The sequence below is a fragment of the Marisediminitalea alba genome, from assembly GCF_002993365.1.
Classification (GTDB): Bacteria; Pseudomonadota; Gammaproteobacteria; order Enterobacterales; family Alteromonadaceae; genus Alteromonas; species Alteromonas alba.
Map to the genome: position 1 here is coordinate 1 of NZ_PVNP01000089.1, position 20,119 is coordinate 20,119.

20 protein-coding genes are annotated in these 20,119 nt (G+C 50.4%); 7 read left to right on the forward strand and 13 right to left on the reverse strand.

The window, feature by feature from the left end; all coding sequences use genetic code 11:
* Nucleotides 1-78: 78 nt before the first annotated feature.
* The gene (tnpA, locus tag C6Y40_RS09650) at nucleotides 79-513 is read left to right on the forward strand and encodes an IS200/IS605 family transposase (protein WP_105933925.1); all 435 of its coding nucleotides are present in this window, start codon (nucleotides 79-81) and stop codon (nucleotides 511-513) included.
* Nucleotides 514-582: 69 nt separating this feature from the next.
* Here tnpA and C6Y40_RS09655 read toward each other — a convergent pair whose 3' ends face one another.
* Both C6Y40_RS09655 and C6Y40_RS09660 read right to left on the reverse strand, forming a co-directional pair.
* On the reverse strand, nucleotides 583-1,242 hold the full coding sequence (locus C6Y40_RS09655; RefSeq protein WP_105934411.1) for a permease prefix domain 2-containing transporter: 660 nt from the start codon (nucleotides 1,240-1,242) through the stop codon (nucleotides 583-585).
* Nucleotides 1,239-1,577, reverse strand: coding sequence for a PadR family transcriptional regulator (locus C6Y40_RS09660; RefSeq protein ID WP_105934412.1), 339 nt, complete (start codon nucleotides 1,575-1,577; stop codon nucleotides 1,239-1,241). The genes C6Y40_RS09655 and C6Y40_RS09660 overlap by 4 nt, the downstream gene beginning before the upstream one ends.
* A 331-nt stretch (nucleotides 1,578-1,908) precedes the next feature.
* Between C6Y40_RS09660 and C6Y40_RS09665 the strand changes: the two genes are divergently transcribed.
* A complete protein-coding gene (locus C6Y40_RS09665) occupies nucleotides 1,909-4,806 on the forward strand; it encodes a bifunctional diguanylate cyclase/phosphodiesterase (protein WP_105934413.1) in 2,898 nt (965 codons plus the stop codon).
* On the opposite strand, the gene C6Y40_RS09670 is transcribed toward C6Y40_RS09665, so the two are convergent.
* Both C6Y40_RS09670 and C6Y40_RS09675 read right to left on the reverse strand, forming a co-directional pair.
* Nucleotides 4,797-4,991 carry a hypothetical protein gene (locus C6Y40_RS09670; RefSeq protein ID WP_105934414.1) on the reverse strand — a complete coding sequence of 65 codons (195 nt, stop codon included), beginning with the start codon at nucleotides 4,989-4,991 and terminating at the stop codon, nucleotides 4,797-4,799. The genes C6Y40_RS09665 and C6Y40_RS09670 overlap by 10 nt on opposite strands.
* A gap of 66 nt (nucleotides 4,992-5,057) precedes the next feature.
* Nucleotides 5,058-5,699, reverse strand: a complete 642-nt coding sequence (locus C6Y40_RS09675) for an arylesterase (protein ID WP_105934415.1) — start codon at nucleotides 5,697-5,699, stop codon at nucleotides 5,058-5,060.
* Between the two features lie 93 nt (nucleotides 5,700-5,792).
* On the opposite strand from C6Y40_RS09675, the gene C6Y40_RS09680 reads away from it, so the two are divergent.
* From C6Y40_RS09680 to C6Y40_RS09695, 4 genes are read left to right on the forward strand one after another with little or no spacing between them, the layout of a single operon-like run.
* Nucleotides 5,793-6,503 (forward strand): ABC transporter ATP-binding protein, encoded by a 711-nt coding sequence (locus tag C6Y40_RS09680; protein ID WP_105934523.1) that lies wholly within the window; start codon nucleotides 5,793-5,795, stop codon nucleotides 6,501-6,503.
* Nucleotides 6,493-9,030, forward strand: coding sequence for an ABC transporter permease (locus C6Y40_RS09685; RefSeq protein ID WP_105934416.1), 2,538 nt, complete (start codon nucleotides 6,493-6,495; stop codon nucleotides 9,028-9,030). The genes C6Y40_RS09680 and C6Y40_RS09685 overlap by 11 nt, the downstream gene beginning before the upstream one ends.
* Before the next feature lie 52 nt (nucleotides 9,031-9,082).
* On the forward strand, nucleotides 9,083-9,706 hold the full coding sequence (locus C6Y40_RS09690; RefSeq protein WP_105934417.1) for an ATP-binding cassette domain-containing protein: 624 nt from the start codon (nucleotides 9,083-9,085) through the stop codon (nucleotides 9,704-9,706).
* On the forward strand, nucleotides 9,703-10,833 hold the full coding sequence (locus tag C6Y40_RS09695) for a DUF6136 family protein (protein WP_105934418.1): 1,131 nt from the start codon (nucleotides 9,703-9,705) through the stop codon (nucleotides 10,831-10,833). Before C6Y40_RS09690 ends, C6Y40_RS09695 begins: the two co-directional genes overlap by 4 nt.
* On the opposite strand, the gene C6Y40_RS09700 is transcribed toward C6Y40_RS09695, so the two are convergent.
* A complete protein-coding gene (locus tag C6Y40_RS09700; RefSeq protein ID WP_105934419.1) occupies nucleotides 10,830-11,723 on the reverse strand; it encodes a TIGR01777 family oxidoreductase in 894 nt (297 codons plus the stop codon). The genes C6Y40_RS09695 and C6Y40_RS09700 overlap by 4 nt on opposite strands.
* 102 nt (nucleotides 11,724-11,825) lie before the next feature.
* Between C6Y40_RS09700 and C6Y40_RS09705 the strand changes: the two genes are divergently transcribed.
* Nucleotides 11,826-12,899, forward strand: coding sequence for an AI-2E family transporter (locus tag C6Y40_RS09705; protein ID WP_105934420.1), 1,074 nt, complete (start codon nucleotides 11,826-11,828; stop codon nucleotides 12,897-12,899).
* Here the strand turns inward: C6Y40_RS09705 and C6Y40_RS09710 are convergent.
* From C6Y40_RS09710 to trpD, 8 genes are all read right to left on the reverse strand, one after another.
* The gene (locus C6Y40_RS09710; RefSeq protein WP_105934421.1) at nucleotides 12,877-14,202 is read right to left on the reverse strand and encodes an ATP-binding protein; all 1,326 of its coding nucleotides are present in this window, start codon (nucleotides 14,200-14,202) and stop codon (nucleotides 12,877-12,879) included. The genes C6Y40_RS09705 and C6Y40_RS09710 overlap by 23 nt on opposite strands.
* Before the next feature lie 3 nt (nucleotides 14,203-14,205).
* Entirely contained in the window at nucleotides 14,206-14,901 is a 696-nt protein-coding gene (locus C6Y40_RS09715) for a response regulator transcription factor (RefSeq protein ID WP_105934422.1), read from the reverse strand.
* Complete coding sequence (locus C6Y40_RS09720) at nucleotides 14,901-15,215, reverse strand: PepSY domain-containing protein (RefSeq protein WP_420836931.1); 315 nt, start codon at nucleotides 15,213-15,215, stop codon at nucleotides 14,901-14,903. The genes C6Y40_RS09715 and C6Y40_RS09720 overlap by 1 nt, the downstream gene beginning before the upstream one ends.
* 160 nt (nucleotides 15,216-15,375) lie before the next feature.
* Nucleotides 15,376-15,675: a YciI family protein gene (locus C6Y40_RS09725; protein WP_105934423.1), complete on the reverse strand. Its 300-nt coding sequence runs from the start codon at nucleotides 15,673-15,675 to the stop codon at nucleotides 15,376-15,378.
* A gap of 3 nt (nucleotides 15,676-15,678) precedes the next feature.
* Nucleotides 15,679-16,485, reverse strand: coding sequence for a tryptophan synthase subunit alpha (gene trpA / locus C6Y40_RS09730; RefSeq protein WP_105934424.1), 807 nt, complete (start codon nucleotides 16,483-16,485; stop codon nucleotides 15,679-15,681).
* Nucleotides 16,478-17,665, reverse strand: a complete 1,188-nt coding sequence (gene trpB / locus C6Y40_RS09735; RefSeq protein ID WP_105934425.1) for a tryptophan synthase subunit beta — start codon at nucleotides 17,663-17,665, stop codon at nucleotides 16,478-16,480. Before trpB ends, trpA begins: the two co-directional genes overlap by 8 nt.
* Before the next feature lie 28 nt (nucleotides 17,666-17,693).
* Nucleotides 17,694-19,091: a bifunctional indole-3-glycerol-phosphate synthase TrpC/phosphoribosylanthranilate isomerase TrpF gene (gene trpCF, locus C6Y40_RS09740; protein WP_105934426.1), complete on the reverse strand. Its 1,398-nt coding sequence runs from the start codon at nucleotides 19,089-19,091 to the stop codon at nucleotides 17,694-17,696.
* On the reverse strand, nucleotides 19,088-20,116 hold the full coding sequence (gene trpD / locus C6Y40_RS09745) for an anthranilate phosphoribosyltransferase (RefSeq protein ID WP_105934427.1): 1,029 nt from the start codon (nucleotides 20,114-20,116) through the stop codon (nucleotides 19,088-19,090). The genes trpCF and trpD overlap by 4 nt, the downstream gene beginning before the upstream one ends.
* Nucleotides 20,117-20,119: the final 3 nt, after the last annotated feature.

Consider the following 20,119-nt stretch of genomic DNA (forward strand, 5'->3'; position numbering starts at 1 on the left):
CATGGTAGGGCTTTGCCCGTATACCTACCCATGTTAAATCTCCCTTTGATTTTTAGCGAAGTCAAAAAGGAAATTAACATGAGTAGATACGAGCAAGCATCGCATGTGTTCTGGCGATGTCAATATCACATAGTTTGGACGCCGAAGTATCGGTTTAGGGTTTTGAAGAATAAATTAGGCAAAGATGTTTACAGGTGTATTCACGTGTATTGCCAGCAACTCGGCTGCATAGTAGTGGAGTTGAATGTACAGATTGACCATGTCCATCTGGTAGTAAAAATTCCTCCAAAGTTATCCATATCGAATTTAATGGGAGCTTTAAAAGGAAAAATAGCATTGAAGCTATTTAGCAAATATCCGCATTTGAGAAAGAATAAGATGTGGGGCAACCACTTTTGGCAAAGAGGCTACTTCGTTGACTCAGTTGGGATAAACGAAGAGATCATAAGACGGTATGTTCGTCACCAAGAGAAGGTTGAAAGACAAGAGCAAGCTCAGCTAGCCCTTGAATAGAAGGCCCCCTTTTAGGGGGTTAACGCAAAGCCACCTTCTTTAGAAGGTGGATTCTTTACCTGTAGAGGATTAATCGAGGTTAGGGGACAGGCCTTGTCCGAGGTAATTAATTCGCTGCGCGGCAACGTAACAGACGAGCTTAACGCCCATGGCATACAACAGCGTCAGAATAGAAACCGCAAATGCCGGCCCGATAATGGCTACGTCTTCAATGTGCGAACCCATAGCAACCCAGCCCAGCAGGGTCATCAGAGCACCCAGCCATAAGCAGGAAGTGCCCAGCACATCAAATACCATGACGCTGCTTTTCACCTGCCTTAGCGAGTCCACATGGCCAGAAAACAGGCACGAAAAAGCTTGTTTAACATTACCAGGAGTGCTCACTGCCAGGGTAAACACCAGAGCGGGGGGCAGGGTAAGAATAAGTGACGGCACGTCGAAAAACATGCTCGCTCCGCCAGATAGTTCCATAGCAAAAATGGTTAATGCGACAAAAAATAACACGCTGAATGCAAACATAATAAGCGCCTTTTGGGTTTGATTAAAATAGTGGAATGAGGTTAACAATGCCTGGCGCCAGTACCATATCTGGCAGGCCTGTTTACTCTGATTAAATTGAATTTGCTGAAACTCCTCCTCGAGGTCGCCCAGCAAGGGTTCTTTAAGATCCGCAGGAAGCACTTTTTCCAGCAAGGCCTCAGCGATACGTGGTGGTGAGCATTTGTTCACTGCTTCACCCCAACAAAACTCAGTTTTACATCGCGCCACATGGCGTCGAGCGACTGGCGGGTTTCCTGTAGCGCCCGTTTACCTTCTGCTGTTATCTCAAAGTATTTTTTTGCGCGCCCGCCACGCTCTGCTGTGGCTTCACCCATCGCCGAACGGATCAGACCTTTATCCTCAAGCCGGGTCAGGGTGGTATAAAGTGCGCCGATACTGACATCCCGCTGAATCACATCGAGCAGTATCTGACGAATGGTAGTGCCATAAGCCTGTTCTCCCAGGCGTAAAATGGCGAGTAACACAAATTGTTCAAACTCACCTAAAAATCGAGATTTAGCCATACAGGCCCCTGATATAGTTTGTACTACAAAGTAAAAGAAACTGAGGGCATTGTAATTTATTCTACAAAGTAAAACTAATAAAGATTTATACGCTCGTATTAATAGACAGTCAAAAAGGCGCTGATTTGGTTAAATCGGATCGGGTTTAAGTGTTGACGGGCCTGCTGGAATCTTTAAATCTCGCCGGAATTCCAAAAAATATCAGCAAACTACAGCAATTTGTCCTATCCTAGGGATAACTTTCTTTTGTATTTTCTTTAACCCGATTTGCCTCATCTGAGTGATGGCAGGCTAACGGTTAAATGACTTCGTTTTTTGAAATAGGATTGTCTTGCGTAGTCAAAAAAGCCCTCAACAAAAACATCGCCCTGTCTGGCTTTTTTTAGGCGTATTTACCGTGCTCGTCTCTGTCACCCTGGTAGCTGATTTTCTGGCCAGCAAGTGGCAACGGGAAGAGCAGATTAACCGTGTTAGTCAAAAGCTTGGAATGCTTCGTTCCAATCTGGAATTTGAGCTCTACACCAATATCGAACTTATCCGCGGTGCTGCGGCGTATATCTCACTGAACCCTGAAATTGATCAGGCGGGTTTTAGCCGCTACATGAGCCGTTTGTTAGAGCAGCGCAACAATATCATTAATATCGCCGGCGCGCGTGGCTTTGTGGTGAACCTGATTTACCCGGTAGCCGGTAACGAAAAAGCAATTGGACTCGATTACCGGGTTAACGAGGAGCAGCGGGAATCGGCAATCACTGCTGTGGATACCGGTTCGCCAGTACTGGATGGACCGGTAAATCTGGTTCAGGGAGGTATAGGTTTTATTGCTCGTTTACCGGTCATCAATGATAACGGTGTGTGGGGGATCATTTCGGTAGTGCTGGATTATCGCGGTGTGCTGAGTGACGCTGGCTTTATCGGTGATACCGAGCTTGATCTGCTTATTAAAGGTCGTAATGAGTTTGGTAACCTGGCCGATATTTACGACAGCCATGATGGCACCTCAATGGTTAATCCGGTGCAGTTATCCATCCAGTTACCTTACGGTGAATTGCACCTTTTTGCGCAACCTGCTGAAGGCTGGGTCACATTTCATTTTCACCCTTTGTTCTGGGTTCTTGCGTTCATTATTAACGCGATTGCCTTTTATATCATTCAACTGAGATATAATAACCTATTGCTGGAAGAGGAAAAAATAGAGGCCTTAACCACTTCAGAAGAAAAATTTCGGCAATTTTTCTCAGCTCACGCCGTGGTCATGCTAATAGTCGATGATAACGGCAACATTGTTGATGCCAACGATGCTGCCCTCAAATACTATGGTTACAGTGCTCAGCAGTTCGCTAATATGACCGTGTTTGATTTACAGGCGCTGGAAAACACATCGGTTAAGTCGAAGGTTAAACAGGCATTGTTGCAGCGCTCGACTACTTTTAATGTAAAACATCGTCTGGCATCGGGAGAAGTGCGGGATGTGGAGGTCTTTAATACTCCGGTTGACAGTGCCGGCCAGCGCTTGCTGTATTCACTGGTCATTGATATCACCGAACAACTGGAATATCAAAAGCGCTGGGAATTGAGTCAGCAGGTCTTTAATCACAGTCTGGAAGGGATTGTGGTAACCGATGTTGAATACAAAATCGTCTCGGTTAACCCGGCATTTTCTGACATCACCGGTTACTCGGAGTCGGAGGTCCTTGGGCGTTCTCCTTTCTTCCTGGGGGAAGGCATAATGGAAGAAGAATTTAAGGAAGCCATGCTGGATACGCTGGTTAAAACTGGTTTCTGGCGAGGCGAAATATTAAACCGGCGAAAGGACGGTTCGGAGTTTCCGGAGTTACTCAGCCTGTCAGTCGTAAAAAATGAGCAGGGTGAAGTCATTAATTACCTTGGCGTGTTTTCAGATATTACTAATTTAAAGCAGTCTGAAGAGAAGCTTGAACACCTCGCGCATTACGATTCTTTAACCGGCTTACCCAATCGTGTTCAGTTTCAGTTGCATCTTCAGCATGCAGTGTCACGCAGTGAACGTTCTAAGCAGAGATGTGCTTTGCTCTATCTTGACCTCGACCGCTTCAAGGTAGTGAATGACAGCCTTGGTCATGTGGCCGGGGACGACCTGCTAAAAATGGTTACTGAACGTCTGCTTTCGCGGTTACGGGCGTCTGATATTCTGGCGCGTATGGGCGGTGATGAATTTGTTCTGCTGGTAGAGGAATACCAGCAGCGTGACGAACTTGAAGTGCTGGCCCGCAAACTGATTGCTGAAATGAATCAGCCGTTTTATCTGGCGGGGGAGCAGGAGGTGAACGTAGGTGGCTCCGTGGGCATAGCCTGCTTTCCGGAAGACGCGCTTAATAGCGAAGATTTACTGGTACGGGCCGATGCGGCTATGTACAAAGCCAAACAAGCCGGCGGTGCCTCACTGGCTTTCTTTACCCAGGATATTCTGGTGGAGGCAAGTTCCCGGTTAACCATTGCCGCTGAGCTCAAACGGGCGATAGTAGATAATGAGCTTGAGTTATACCTGCAACCTCAGCTCGACAGCGCCAGTGGCGAGGTTGTCGGCGCAGAGGCATTGTTGCGCTGGAATCATCCGGTAAAAGGCTTTCTGACACCGGCGGCGTTTATTGATGTGGCAGAACAAACCCGGGCGATTCGATTGGTTACCGGCTGGCTGGTAAAAGAGTCCTTTGGCATCATTAAACGCTGGGAACAGGCAGGCCGGGACTTATTCCTGTCATTCAATATTTCCGCGCTGGATTTGGCCGACAATGAATTGTTGTTGAGAATGACCGAAGAGCTTGAGCACCAGCAGATCAAACCGGCGAATATAGAACTGGAAATCGTCGAAAGTGCGATTATCGAAAATTTTCAGTCGGCCAGTGCTATTTTGTCGAAACTGCGTGAGTTAGGTTTTCACGTGGCCATTGATGATTTTGGCACCGGGTATTCTTCCCTGGCATATTTGGACAAACTGCCCGTGGACAAGCTTAAGATCGACCGCGAATTTACCTCCAAACTTGAGCTTGGCGAGGGAGCCGGGATAGTAAAATCGATTGTCGATCTGGCGTCAAACTTCGACCTACGGGTGCTGGCCGAAGGGGTTGAAACTCTCGAACAGGAACAGTTACTTAAACAGCTCGGTTGTCACCGGGTACAAGGTTTCTATTATAGTAAACCTATACCGCTGGCCGAGTTTGAGCAAAAGTATCTGCTGCCTCAGGCGTAAGTATCGATGTTACGACCCACTGAGCCGGTGGTAGCTGTAGGCTGAGAGCCAGATTGCGTAACTGGCGCCGGAGCGTCGTTCTGATTGCTTTCAAGGCGTTCCTGACGCGGTGCCTCGTTGCGCTCTGCGGGCGTTGGTGTCGGTCGCGAGTACGCACTGTCTACAGGTGACTGTCCAATTTCCATCGTTTCCCCCTTAAAATGTCAACACAGGTTAATACCTGATTATAGGATCAATTAGCCAAAATGCGACTATTGGCCCGTTTCGGTAAAGATGAAAGGTGAGAGTTGCTTGTACATAAAGTCGGCAATAAGCGGCTGACCGTCAGCATTAGGGTGAATACCGTCGCGCTGCATCAATTCTTCATTAAGAGCAATGTCCTGCAAAAAAAACGGGATCAGCGGGATAGCTTCGGCATTCGCTACCTGCTCAAAGGTGTTGCTGAACATCTGATTATAACGCCGGCCATAGTTGGTTGGGATTTCCATATCCTGCAGGTAAACTTTGGCCCCGTAGTCCTTCACCAGTTGCACCATTTGCGTGAGGTTGTTATGCAACTTACTTACGTTGTGACCCTGCAAGCCATCGTTGCCACCCAGCTCTATTAATACGTGGGTTGGCTGATGCTGCTCAAGCAAACGGGGCAGCCTGGCCAGCCCGCCATCGGTGGTTTCGCCGCTAATCGCAGCATTTATCACATCAATCCCGCGCTGCTCGTCGTGCCAGATATTTTGTAACAAACTAACCCAACTTTGTGCTTGCAATAGTCCATAGCCGGCACTTAGGCTATCACCTAGGATAAGCAAGCGGGTATCTGATGCCGCAGAACTGCTTTGCTGGCTAACCGGTTGAGAGGCAGCCGATTGGGCCAGAAGGTGATCTGAAAACAGCATAAAAGGTATTAATAATACCAGTGTTTTTATCCACTTGAGGGTGGGTCCACGACGGAATAAAGAATGACAAATCAAAACGACAATAGCTCCCATATGATTCAAACCAAAGACATCACTAAGACAGTCACTACGAGTGAAGGTTCGCTTCAGATCCTTCAGCCTATTTCCTTTGAAGTCAAGGCCGGAGAGTCTATCGCTATTGTCGGCGCGTCGGGTTCCGGTAAATCCACACTGCTTAGCTTGCTGGCCGGACTGGATGAAGTCAGCAGTGGCGAAATATTTCTCGACGCGGCACCGCTACACTCAATGGACGAAGAGCAGCGAGCCCGCTTACGTGGCGAAAAAGTGGGCTTTATCTTCCAGAGCTTCATGCTGGTACAAAGTCTTACAGCGATTGAAAATGTGATGTTACCGGCAGAGATTGCAGGACTACCAGATGCCCACAAACGTGCCCAGGCCATCTTAGAGCAGGTGGGATTAAGTCATCGTGCCCATCATTATCCCAATCAGTTGTCTGGCGGTGAGCAACAGCGGGTGGCGATTGCCCGGGCTTTTATCGGCCAGCCTAAAATACTGTTTGCCGATGAGCCTACCGGCAACCTGGATGCCGCCAATAGCGTGAGAGTGGAGGATTTGTTGTTTAATCTCAACCGCGAAATCGGCACCACCCTGGTGCTGGTGACTCACGATAACGAGCTGGCCAAAAAATGTGAACGACAGTTACAAATGCAGGCTGGCGAACTAACCGAAATCACCGTATCTCCGGCGACCGCCGAGAATAAGGATCTCGCATATGGTAGCTAATCTTGCCTGGCGGTTATTCAAGCATGAGGCCCGGCGGGGCGAACTTACCATCATACTGTTTGCGATCATACTGTCGGTGGCGGCAGTCCTGTCTTTGTCGTTATTCAGTGAGCGGCTTCAGGGCGCCCTGGTAGAGCGCTCATCACAGTTTATTGCTGCCGACAGCCAACTGCGTTCACGTAAGCCCATAAGTGACGAGTGGATGCGGCAAGCGAAGGCGGAAGGGCTGGCCACCGCCGAGCAGGTCAGCACCCGGTCAATGGCTTTTGGCGAACAGAAAATGTCACTGGTGGACTTACGAGCCGTGAGCTCCCAGTACCCGCTAAAGGGTGAGATCCAGCTTGCCGACAAGCCTTTTGGTACAACAGCCGCCACCGATAAATCGCCCGCAGCGGGAGAAATCTGGATCGACTCAAGACTGTTTCAGCTCCTCGATGTAAAGATTGGTGAGACGGTTTATATCGGCGATGGTGAATTTACCGTAGGCCAGGTGCTGGCAGAAATCCCCGATCAGGGCTTTAGTGTGTTTAATACCGATCCTATGGTACTTATGGCGCTTGAGGACCTGGCACAAACCAACATTACCGGTCCCGGTAGTCGGGTGACTTACAAGGCTTATTTCACTGGTGAAGACTCGCTGATTGAAGCCTATTACGACTGGCTGAGACCGAACCTTGACGATGAATTACACCGCTGGCAACGGGTGGGTGATGATGAGTCGGCCATAGGTCGTTCCATAGCCCGTGCTGAACGATACTTTTTGCTGGCCAGCCTGTTAGCCATCGTGCTGGCGGCGGTGGCCATTGCCGTGGCGGCGCAACGTTACAGCCAGCGCCACTTCGATCCGGTCGCCATCTTTAAAACCCTGGGTGCTACTAAACAAATGATCCGCCGGGTTTACGTACTGCAAATCCTGTTTATCACGGTACTGGGTATCATCATTGGCATTATTGCCGGCGTGATTATTCAGCAACTGGTGGTTACGGCTCTGGCCGGGCAGGTAGATGTGTCGCTGGATGTGTGGCACTGGCGGCCATTGTTTATAGCCGTACTGACCGGCTCTATCTGTGCCATCCTGTTTTCACTGTATCCGTTGTTGCGACTGTTTTCGGTGCCGCCTCTGCGGGTATTACGCCGGGATATGGACGCTGGTTTAAGCTCTCGCGGGTTGCAGTTTGGCGCCTCAGGCGGCGCAATATTCCTGCTAATGTGGGTGTACAGCCGGGATCTGGAAATCAGTGCGATTTTGTTTGGTTCTGGCGTGCTGCTGGTGGTTGCCTTGTTGGGTGTAACCTTTGGCCTGATTGCCGTAGGCCGACGGCTGGGTCAAGGCGCAATGGGTGCCTGGCAATTAGCCTGGGCGCGAATTCGCCGGCGCGCCATGGACAACAGCGTGCAACTCATTAGTTTCTCGGTAACCATTATGTTGTTGCTTGTAGTACTGGTTATGCGCAACGATATGATAGCCCAGTGGCGGGCGCAGTTGCCGGTGGATACGCCTAACTATTTCATGGCCAATATTACCGAGGCGCAAAAAAAACCGCTGGATAACCACTTCGCCGAAAATCAGGTCACGGTAGATGAGTTTTATCCGGTAGTGCGCGGCCGTTTTGTGGCAGTCAACGATGAGCGGGTAAATACCGAAGTGACCAAAGAAGAGGAGCCGGAGCAAAGCGAAGGACGCCGGGGGCTTGGCCGGGAAGCTAACCTGAGCTGGAGCGACAAGCTACAGCGCGAAAACACTGTTGTTCAGGGCCAATGGCATGAGAACTGGGAGCCTGCAGGTAACGACATCACTGCAGAGGGGCAGCAGGTTTATCCGGTATCGGTAGAAGAGGGCGTTGCTCAGCGTCTCAATATCACGCTGGATGATTTGCTCACTTTCAACGTTGGCAGTGAAATTGTTGTCACCCGGGTTACCAGTATTCGTGAAGTGAATTGGCAAACCATGCAGCCTAACTTCTTCTTTGTGTTACACCCGGCAGCAATGCAGGAGTTTAGCGCCACCTACATTACCAGCTTCCACCTGGATGGCGCGCGTAAAGCAGATATTACTGCCTTGATGCAGCCTTTCAGTTCGGTGACGTTGTTTGACGTGGATGCCAGAATTAATCAGGTCCGGGAAATTATCGATCAGGTATCACTGGCGGTCGAGTTTATCCTGGTACTGGTATTAATTGCCGGCTCACTGGTATTGTTCGCCCAGGTGCAGGCGAGCATGGATGAGCGTCAGCAGGAACTGGCTATTCTGCGTACTCTCGGCGCCAGAGGGAGTCTGATCCGCTTTAGCGTGATCAATGAGTTTCTGATTATCGGTACGGTAGCGGGACTAATGGCGGCGATGGCCAATGAAGTCAGTTTGTATTTATTGCAAAGCCGTATTTTCGATATGCAGGGCTCCATGCATTTTGAATACTGGGTTATTGCGCCGTTGGTTGGCGCGCTCGTTGTGGGCGTGTTAGGCGGTATAGGTTGTTATCGCCTGTTACGACTCAATACCGGGCAACTATTGCGTAAGATGGTGTAAAACAGGATTAGCCCGAGGCCACGGCTTCGGGCATTTGATAAGGAATCATTGGTTGTTAAGTTTTACCCAGGTCAGCCATCACTTTGGTACCAGAACCCTATTCAGAGAGTTAACCCTTTCATTGCCTGAATCCCGTGTTGTGCTCACCGGCGCTAATGGCTCGGGAAAAACCACGTTGTTGTTGATTGCCGCCGGCATCCTGCCTCCCAGTCAGGGCGCGGTGAGTTTTAATCAGCAAAACGTGGCGGATATTGCCATGCGCCGCACTATCGGCATCAGCGCCAGCAAAGTAAACCTGCCGGGCTTTTTTACGGTAAACGACATGCTCGCCTTTCACGCACGCCAGTTTAACTGCGAGCCGGATTGCCACTGGGCGGACTATCATTGGGTGAATGCTTTTGGCTTAACCCCTTTTCTCAACACCAGGGTAGAAGACCTTTCCCTTGGCAATTATAAAAAACTGAGTTTGATCCTGGCCCTTATGCACTCGCCTGAGTTGCTGTTACTGGATGAGCCTACCAACGGGCTTGACGACCAAACCCGCAGTGCGCTTGAGGATTGCTTTGAAAGCTATGCCGGGCAGTTGATCATTGCCAGCCATGAGCCGCAGGTATTTGCCTGCAATAGCCATGTCCGCCATTTGCATCTGGATGCCAGCGGAGTGCATGACAGGTGAATTACTGGCAGTTTCGACGCCAGCTTTATCAGCATGCCCTGAAGCAATGGCTGGAAAGTCTGACCCAGGTAAGTACGGGGATTGTCGCGCTGTTTCCTATGGCGCTTTATGCTTTGTTACTTTTGCCATTACTCGCTTTGGGCGTGCTGGCAGATAAGGACTCCCAGGGAGAAAGTTTCTTTTATACGTTGTGGGGGTATCTGTTACTGGCTTATTGCTGGATCGCCATGCAGAAAGAAGCTCTGCGAGCGGCAGATTATGCCCTGTATGACAGCTCGCTACCTGTGTCAGTATGGCAGCGAGGTGCTACTGAGCTGGGATTACTGCTTTATGCCGCTAACGTATTTGTTATCGGACCTGCCGCAGTACTGGTGGCCATGGTCTATGGTCATTTTGCCGAGTTAGTCAGCGGCGAGCTGTGGGAGTCGGTCACGCGGCTTTATCCGGTAAGTGGCTTGCTGGTGCTAACCCTTTACTATTGCCAGAGTGCTATGGGGCGCGTAAAACCCTGGCTGAGCCTCGGCTTATTGCCATTGGTTGCTATGCCATGGGCCAACCAGATACATTCTCCCTGGCTTTGTTTGCTGGGACTGGCAGGATCCATTTTTATTGAACGGACGGTCCGCTTGCCAACACTCCCCCTTGCCGGGTTGCCGCAAGGATTCTGGCGCCTGTTTTTACAGCAGGACATAAACCATACCAAACCCACGTTACTCAGAGCCGTGGTGGTTTTACTTGTCCTGGTAATTGGCGCCACTTTTGTAAGGCAAATAGATAGTAGCGCGAAAGTGCCAGCCAGTTTATTTCTGGCCTTTGTACTGGGAGTGGTTGCAGCGACAAAACTGCTGGAGTTACAAAAGTTAAGAGAACGATATACCTGTTATATCGCGTCTTTACCACAAGGGCACCACCAAATAACGTTACAGGCAATGCGTTATTGCCTGGTGTTCTCGCTGCCATATGTTGTGCTTATTATCCTTTTCAACCTATTTGGGTTATCGCAATGGGCACTGTTCACTGTAACTTATGCAGTAACACAGGCGGGAATAATACTGAGGCCTGGTTACTATCTGTTTTTTCCGCTATTAACCGGCGTGCTGATTTTAGCCATTAGCATGCTTGTTTAACTTTCTGTCGCTGCGAACGCTTTATCAACGCTGTCGAATTTAAATTTAAAGCCGGCTTCGAGTAGCTTTTGCGGAATAACCCGTTGCCCGGTGAGTAACATATCAGCTGCTTCACCCATAATTACTTTTAAAGCAAACCCTGGCATAGGCATGACCGCAGGCCGGTTCAGGGCGCTGGCAAAAGCACTGACAAATGCCTTATTGGTGACTGGCTGGGGCGCGGTTAAGTTGAACGGACCGCTGCACTGATCGTTAGTCATTAAAAAACATATGCCTGCCACCATATCGTCGAGGTGGATCCACGACATATACTGCTCGCCTCTGCCAATCGGGCCGCCAAGGCCAAGCTTAAATGGCAGTCGCATCTTTTCCAGCGCGCCGCCCTCAGCCGCGAGTACCACACCAGTGCGAAGCAGGCATATCCGGCAGTGCTGCTTAACGGTTTCGGCTATCTGTTCCCAGCGCTGGCAGACTTCATGAGTAAACTCCTGGTGTGGCTGTGTATTATTTTCCGTTACTTGTTTATCGCCCTGCCGTCCATAGTAGCCGATTGCAGAGCCCGATATAAACGTATGCGGTGGGGTAGAGGATGCATTGATTTTGGTGACCAAAGCGGTAGTGAGTTGCCAGCGGCTTTGGCAAATCTGATGCTTTTGCTGACTGGTCCAGCGTTTATCTGCAATGGGTTCGCCAGCAAGGTTAATAATCACATCATAGTCATCAAAGTTTGCTATGGAGTCCAGGTTGTCTAAAACTGCTACTTCCGCAGGCAACGCGGCACGCGCTTTTGACTCTGAACGGCTGAGTACCGTGATGTGGTGTTCAGGGGCCAATCTGGCTATCAGTCGCTGGCCGATCAGCCCTGTGCCGCCGGTAATAAAAATTTGCATACACGCTCCGTTACACTAATTACACCTGGCCTTTGCTCCCAGGGCTACCTAATTCGGGTTAAATCTGGTAGCGTGACATTTTGCCTGCGAAACCAGTATTTTATGTCAACTCTGTCGCCAACCGCTAAAGCTTTGCTGATTTTTGCCAGCCTGATAGTCATTCTGGCCGGTATCAAAGCCGCCAGTACCATTATGGTGCCGTTCTTTTTGTCCGGCTTTATCGCTATTGCCTGTGGCCCTTTGATTCTGTGGATGTCGAAATACCGCATCCCGCGTTGGCTGTCTATTACTCTGGTTATACTGTTAATTGTGGTATTTGGTTTTATGCTGGCGGGGTTAGTGGGGCAATCACTGGCAGAATTCCGCGAAAATATGCCGCAGTACCGCGAAAAGCTCTCCGGTGAATTCACCTGGGTGGTCAATCAGCTCGCGCGATTTAACATCCACGTGGATAAAGATTTAATTGTGTCATATCTCGATCCCGGGATGGCCATGTCAATGGTGACCAACTTTTTAAGCGGCATGGGTGGCGTGCTCTCTAATCTGTTTTTGATTTTATTAACCGTTATTTTCATGCTGTTCGAGGCTGAGGGTATTCCAAGAAGATTGCATATAGCGCTATCCGATCCGCAAATGAAAATGCACCACATTGACCGCTTTATCCAGTCGGTTAACAGCTACCTGGCGATTAAAACCGTGGTCAGCCTGGTCACAGGCCTGCTTGCCGGTACCTGGCTGTATATTCTGGGCGTTGATCATTTCCTGCTATGGGGCGTTTTGGCCTTCCTGTTTAACTATATCCCCAATATCGGTTCTATCATTGCTGCGGTGCCTGCTGTATTGATGGCGCTGGTGCAGTACGGCGGCGGAGAAGCCGGGCTGGTGGCGTTAGGTTTTGTTGTCATAAACACAGTGATGGGCAATGTGGTGGAACCGCGGTTTATGGGCCGTGGCTTAGGGCTTTCAACACTGGTTGTGTTCCTGTCGTTAATTTTCTGGGGGTGGTTGCTGGGTAGTGTGGGCATGCTGCTATCTGTGCCGCTGACCATGATTGTGAAGATTGCACTGGAGTCACGGGAAGAGAGTCGCTGGCTGGCTATTTTACTTTCCAGTGACGGCGAAGCGGTACTCGACGAGGCTAACGGTCAATCTGCTAGCGAGGAGCCGGAAAGGTAACCTTAATACCAGCGCCGCCCAGAGTAGAACGGGTAATGGTCAGTTTTCCCTCATAGGCAGTCAGTAAGTCGGTCACTACGGCCATCCCTATACCTTGCCCATCGGTGTAGGCATCAAGTCGTTGCCCGCGGTTAAGCAGTCGCTCGACTTGCTCTGCGGGGATCCCCGGGCCATCGTCATCGATGTGAAGTTCTGTTTGTCGGGATAGTTGCCTGACAGAAACCACGACCTCACTGCGCGCTGCTTTGCAGGCGTTATCCATCAGGTTACCGAGAATTTCCATCAAATCGGTTTTATCACCAAAAAACAGTCCGTCATCGCCAGTGGCACCCAGCTCTAGGTTTTTGTCGCGATAGACCTTATTAAGCGCGGCGATTAACTGCTGGACTATCGGCATTACCGGCTCGCCCTGACTCCATGCAGAGGCACCCGCAGAGGCGCGCTTAAGCTGGCGCTTTATTAACGTATCAATTTGCTGCAGAGGCTCTCTGGCGGAGTCGGGCAGGGCAGCCGTACCAAGGGCCACCGCCAGGGGTGTTTTCAGGCTGTGAGCCAAATCGCCCAGACTGTTCTTGTAACGCTCACGTTGTTCAGCTTCGCCGGCCATCAACTGGTTAATACTTAGCTTGAGCGGGGTAAACTCCGGTGGGTAATCTTCTTTTAGCCGGGTCTGGTTGCCGCCGCTGGCCTGTTGTATTTCGCCAATCAGTAAGCGTACCGGTTTGAGCAGGGTGTTCATACCAATAATCAGCACAATTAGCAGGCCGGCCCCAAGCGCGCCAAGGTATTGCCAGACTGAACGCAGGAAGGCATCACGTTCGTGCAGAAAATCACGCCGGTCGTTAAACACATAAAAACTTACCGGCATGTACTGGTCGCCATTATCAAATTCGGCGGTAAAGGCGTAGGCGAAATGCTCACTGCCAGAGTCGTCCAGGGCATATTGGGGAATAAATACCTCGTCGCCGATAGCCGGTGTTGTCATCAGCGAGTCAAAGACGGTGTAAACGCTGGATGCGGATTGCCATACCAGTTGATTATTAATGCTAATAGCACCCACATAACCGGAGTCAGGCAGGTTCAATTGCTCATCGTATAGCATTTGCGGCATCTGGCTGTCACCGTCTTCAAACTCAAATACCGAAATCATGGCCAGGTTCATCAACTTCAGTTCGTTATATTTAGCCTGCAATAAACTGGAGGTATACGCTTTGGAGAGCGTTAAAACGGTAACCGGTATAAAAATGCCCAGGGCAAGAATGGCAATAAGCAAACTGCGCAGCCGCAGCGACAAATTTGGCATCGGTTAGCTGCCACTGGCATCCTGAGCCAGTTCGCGGCTGATTCGGTAGCCTCTGCCTCTGAGCGTTTCGATAGGCTTGAGTGTGCCTTCAGGATCGAGTTTGCGTCGTAAGCGACCGACAAAGACTTCAATCACATTACTGTCCAGATCAAAGTCCTGATCGTAAATGTGCTCGGTGAGTTCGGTTTTGGAAATCACTTTCTGTGGATGGAGCATAAGGTACTCCATTACTTTGTATTCATAGGCAGTGAGATCCAAAGCGCGGGCATTCACGCGAATTTCTTTTGCCTGCATATCCAGTACCACGGGACCAAATTCAATGGTCGAGCTGGCCTGGCCGGAAGCTCTGCGAATGAGGGCTTTAACCCGGGCAAGTAATTCTTCATTATGAAAGGGCTTGGTCAGGTAATCGTCGGCGCCGGCATCCAGGCCTTCAACCTTTTCCTGCCAGCGGTCGCGGGCGGTAAGGATCAGCACCGGGGTGCTGACATCACTGCCACGAGCCTGACGAATAACATCGAATCCATCGAGTTTAGGCAGGCCAATATCAATAACGGCCAAATCGTAATTGACTTCTTTTAGCTGGAATAACGCTTTTTCACCATCATCGGCTAAATCAACGCTAAACCCCTGTTGCTGGAACAAACTATCTAACTGCATCAGAAGACGGCTATCGTCTTCTGCAACTAATATTCTCACTAATTATCATCCTTGCGCTTGCTGGGTTTAACCTTACCAGACCGTTTGTCGACATCGAGCGAGACCACCCGGCCTGATTTTTTTAGCATTTTTACCCGGTAGGAGCTTTTTTGAGGATCGACTTTCAACACCCGCCCCTCAACATGACGTTTGGCCTGTTGTGCCGCCTGAGTTGAATTTTTCACGGGTTTTTGTTTGTCTTGCTGGGCCATTGCGCCAGGAGCACAGAGGGTCAGCATCACAAGCAATACACCGGTAACAACGCTTTTGAACATGTCACTCCACTCGTTGGGTACTACCCAATCACTAGTCATTATCAGCAGGATAACCCGGTCAGGCTGAATATTGTCTGAATTGTGCTGCGGCTCATCCCGAGCGCCAGGGCACAACTTAAGGTCGGGCTACGCTAATTATAGTACCACCGGGCGAGAAGAGCGCAAAGCCTGTGCTTGCTTTGCGCAACAGAGAGGAGATTTAAGGTAATACTTTCTTGTAGGGTTTAACGATAACGTCCTGATAAACACCGGCATCGATATACGGATCGGCATCCGCCCAGGCCTGAGCATCTTCCAGACTGGCAAATTCGGCAACTACCAGTGAGCCGGTGAAGCCGGCGCTGCCAGGATCTTCACTGTCGATGGCCGGAAAAGGACCAGCTATCAGCAGACGACCGTTATCCTTTAATTCATTCAGGCGGGCCAGATGCGCCGGGCGGGCGGCTAAGCGCTCGGCCAGGGTATCCGGCTTATCGGTGGCACAAATCATATAATACATGGCTTATTTCCCTGTAGCGGCTTTCATTGCTGTCACAAACTGACCGAGTGCAGACAGCATGGCCGGCACGTCATCGAGGTTTTGCGCGATAATATTAACGGTTGCGGAGCCTGAAATTGCCCCGGCAGCACCGCTCTCAATAGCGTGTTTTACCTGGTCTGGATTCGAGATCCCAAAACCGAGCAGGGGCGGCGCAGCATTAACGCTGGTGAGACGCTCTATCAATGATGCAGCCGGCATTGTGGCAGCGGTTTCTGCCCCGGTCACACCAGCCCTGCCCAGCAGATAGGTATAGCCAGCTGATAAGTCACCAATAGCTTTAAAGGTAGCATCGGTGGCGTTTGGTGGTGCGATAAGAATTTGCTTGATGCCGTTGGCGTTTGCCGTATCGATAAACCGTTTGGCTTCACGAATAGGCACGTCTGCAATCAGAATCGAGTCCACGCCAGCATCGGCGGCTTGCGCATAAAAACTTTCCAAGCCTTTGGCCAGTACCAGGTTACTGTAGAGCAATAAGCCAATGGGTACGTCCGGATATTTAGCCCGAATGCGCTTGAGTAATTCAAAACACGAAGTGGGCGTAACACCGCTTTCCAGTGCTCGAATACTGGCCTTTTGAATGGTCGGGCCGTCGGCTACCGGATCAGAAAACGGGATCCCCAGCTCTAAAGCATCGGCGCCGCTTTCAATCAATTGGGTGATGATTTGCTCAGAGGTTTCAAGGTCCGGATCGCCGACCATGACAAATGGCACAAACGCCCCGGCGTTTTGCTCGTTTAAACGGCCAAACATGGCTGCATATCTATCCATTAACCTGATCTCCTAAAATACTGATTACGTGCCCCAGGTCTTTATCGCCCCGGCCAGACAGGTTCACCACAATGACGGTCTCTTCTTCGGCTTCATCAGCCATGTTTAAGGCATAGGCCAGCGCGTGAGAGGACTCCAGGGCCGGAATAATACCTTCTTTACGAGCCAGTAACTGGAACGCATTGAGCGCTTCTTCGTCGGTAACCGACACATATTCAGCGCGGCCGATATCAGAAAGGTACGCATGCTGTGGACCAACGGCCGGATAATCCAGACCGGCTGATACTGAGTAGCTTTCTTCAATCTGGCCGTCCGGATTTTGCATAATATAGGTGTAGGCGCCGTGCAGTATGCCTTTAGTGCCTTTACCAATGGCGGCACCATGATCTTTGGTATGAACACCTTTACCGGCCGGCTCTACACCAACTAAGCGAACGGATGGTTCATCGATAAAGTCAGCAAACATGCCAATAGCATTGGAGCCACCGCCTACACACGCTACCACAGCGTCGGGCAGACGACCTTCTTTTTCTAAAATCTGTGCACGGGTTTCTTCACCAATCATACGGTGATATTCGCGTACGATGGTTGGGAACGGGTGCGGACCTGCTGCCGTGCCGAGCAGGTAATGGGCTTTGTCGTAATTGGCAGACCAGTCACGCAGCGCTTCGTTAACCGCGTCTTTTAAGGTGCCTGAACCAGAGTCCACCGGGATGACTTCAGCGCCCATTAAACGCATTCTGAAGACGTTTGGCGACTGTCGCTCAACGTCTTTTGCGCCCATGTAAATACGCGCTTTCAGGCCAAGTAACGCGCAGGCCAGCGCGGTTGCAACGCCGTGCTGACCTGCACCGGTTTCGGCGATAACTTCGGTTTTGCCCATGCGTTTGGTGAGTAGCGCCTGACCCAATACCTGATTGGTTTTATGCGCGCCGCCGTGAAGTAAATCCTCACGCTTTAAATACAGTTTAACGTTAGGGTTTGACACCAGATTACGAGTCAGGAACATCGCCGTTGGACGCCCTGCGTAGTCTTTTAAAAGTGACATAAACTCAGCATTAAATTCCGGATCGTCTTTCGCTTCCAGGAACGCCTGTTCAAGCTGATCCAGCGCGGGGATAAGCAGCTCAGGCACATACATGCCCCCGTATTCCCCAAATTTAGTCTCTAATTGATTCATGAAATGTCCTGTTGAATATATCGGCCGCTTAATACTGGCGACAAAGAGTAAAGAGTTCGCTGACCTGCTGTGCAGACTTGTTGCCCGGGCTGTCTTCTACCCCCGAGTTTACATCAACAATGGCAACACCGGTTGCCTGTGCCGCAGCAATATTCTGTGGATTGATACCACCTGCTATAACGAGTTTTTCGAGATCAAGCTCATTGTGGATCACTGACCAGTCAAATTGCTGGCCGGTACCACCGGTTTGTTTGCCAACCTGACAATCCAGCAGCACCTTATCCAGTGTGTCGTCATCCAGCAACGCATGAGTCAGGTAAGGTAACTCACCGGCAACGCCAATGGCCTGCCAGATTTCGCAGCCCTCGGGCAGGTTGGCCCGTAAATGCTGACGGTACATGGTGTCTTCATCACCATGCAGCTGCACGGCTTTTAAGCCCAGTTTGTTTGCGATGTCCAGCACCATTTCGATAGGCTGGTTGACAAACACACCTACGTAGCTGCCGGGCGTGGCAGCGACGATGTCACGTGCCTGATCAGATGTCACGCAACGTTTGGAGTGAGCAGCAAAAATTAATCCGCAATAACTGGCACCGCTTGCAAAGGCATGACGTACCTGTTCCGGTTGGGTCATGCCGCATACTTTAACCGTACCGTAAACCAGTTGTTTGACGGCCTGTGGCAGGTCCTGTTGTGCCATTAAGGCGCTGCCTACCAGGAAGCCCTGACACAGCGGCGCCAGACGCAGCACGTCCTGGTGGGTGTAAATACCGGACTCGCTGATCACTACGTGTTCATGGGTTGCACCTTTTAGCATCGGGACCAGTTTTTCAGTCGTCGCCAAATCAGTAGACAGGTCGCGCAGGTCGCGGTTGTTAATACCAATAATTTTGGCTTTTAACGTAATCGCACGATGCATTTCTTCTTCGTTGCTGACTTCAGTAAGGATATCCAGACCCAACGAGTCAGCCACCGCCGCAAGCTGTTGGTAAGTTTCATCATCAAGTACCGACAGCATTAATAATATGGCATCGGCATGGTAATAACGGGCCAGATAAACCTGATACTCACAAACAAAGAAGTCTTTGTTAAGCACCGGTTGGCTCACGCGCTCGGTAACATAGGCCAGGTATTCAAACTTGCCCTGAAAATATTTCTCGTCAGTCAGTACCGAAATGCCTGCCGCAAAAGGGGTATAAGCCGCGAGAATTTCATCCAGATCGAAGTTTTCACGGATCAACCCTTTTGAGGGGGAGGCTTTTTTACACTCTAAAATATACCCGGCGTTCGGGGCATTCAGGGCATCAAACAGACTTTTGGTTGATGGCGTTAACCCCTGCTTTATTTGCTCAAGAGGCGTCTCGGCCATGCGTGCTTCAATTTCGACACGTTTGTCTTCAACTATTTTCTCGAGGACGTTGCTCATGCATTTTCTTCCAATTGGCTGTGTTCAGCGACTTGTCTGATTAAATTGATGGGGGCGGCGTTCGCCATGGCATTGAGCGCCTGCTCTGCGCCATCTTTAAAAGTATTGGCGTGCCCGCTGATTTTTAACAGTGCACCGGCATTCATCGCGATGGCTTCACGGTGAGCCTGTTCACCTTCACCGCGCAGGGCGGCTTCAATCAACTGGCGGTTTTCAACTGGCTCACCGCCGGCAATAGCGCTGATAGGCGCGTGGTTCAGGCCAAAGTCGGTAGCGGTAACTGAATAGTGGGTAGTGCTGCCATGATCAATTTCTACTACCTGAGTGGGGCCGTGTAATGATAGCTCATCCAGTCCGTCACCGTGGACAATTAACGCTTTACGCTGTCCCATTAGCGTGAGGGTTTGTGCATAGATATCCAGTAACTCCGGAGTATATACGCCGTACACGCCAAAAGTCGGGCCAGCAGGGTTGGCCAACGGACCAAGGATGTTAAACAATGTGCGGGTTTTCATCTCAGCACGCACCGGTGCTGCAAAGCGCATACCGGCATGATAGACCGGCGCAAACAGGAAGCAGAAATTCACCTCATCCAGGCACTTGCGTGCTACTTCGGGGGTAATATCAAGCTTGATACCGCATTCACGGAAGAAGTCAGCTGAGCCGGACTTGCTCGATACGCTGCGGTTACCATGTTTAGCGACCTTAACACCACAACTGGCAGCTACCAGCGCCGCGGCGCTGGAAATATTGATAGTATGATGGCCATCACCACCGGTGCCGACGATATCACCAAATTCGTAATCCGGTGTTGGAAAAGGGCGGGCATTAGACACCATTGCACTGGCTGCCCCGGCAATTTCATTGGGGGACTCGCCGTTAATTTTAAGTGCGGTCAGTAAGGTGGCGAGCTTTACTTCGGAAAGTTCACCGTGCATCACCTGATTAAATACCGAAAAAGACTCGGCCTGGGTCAGATGCTGACCGTCGAAGAGTTTTTCAATTACCTTGCTGTAGTCAGCCATGAG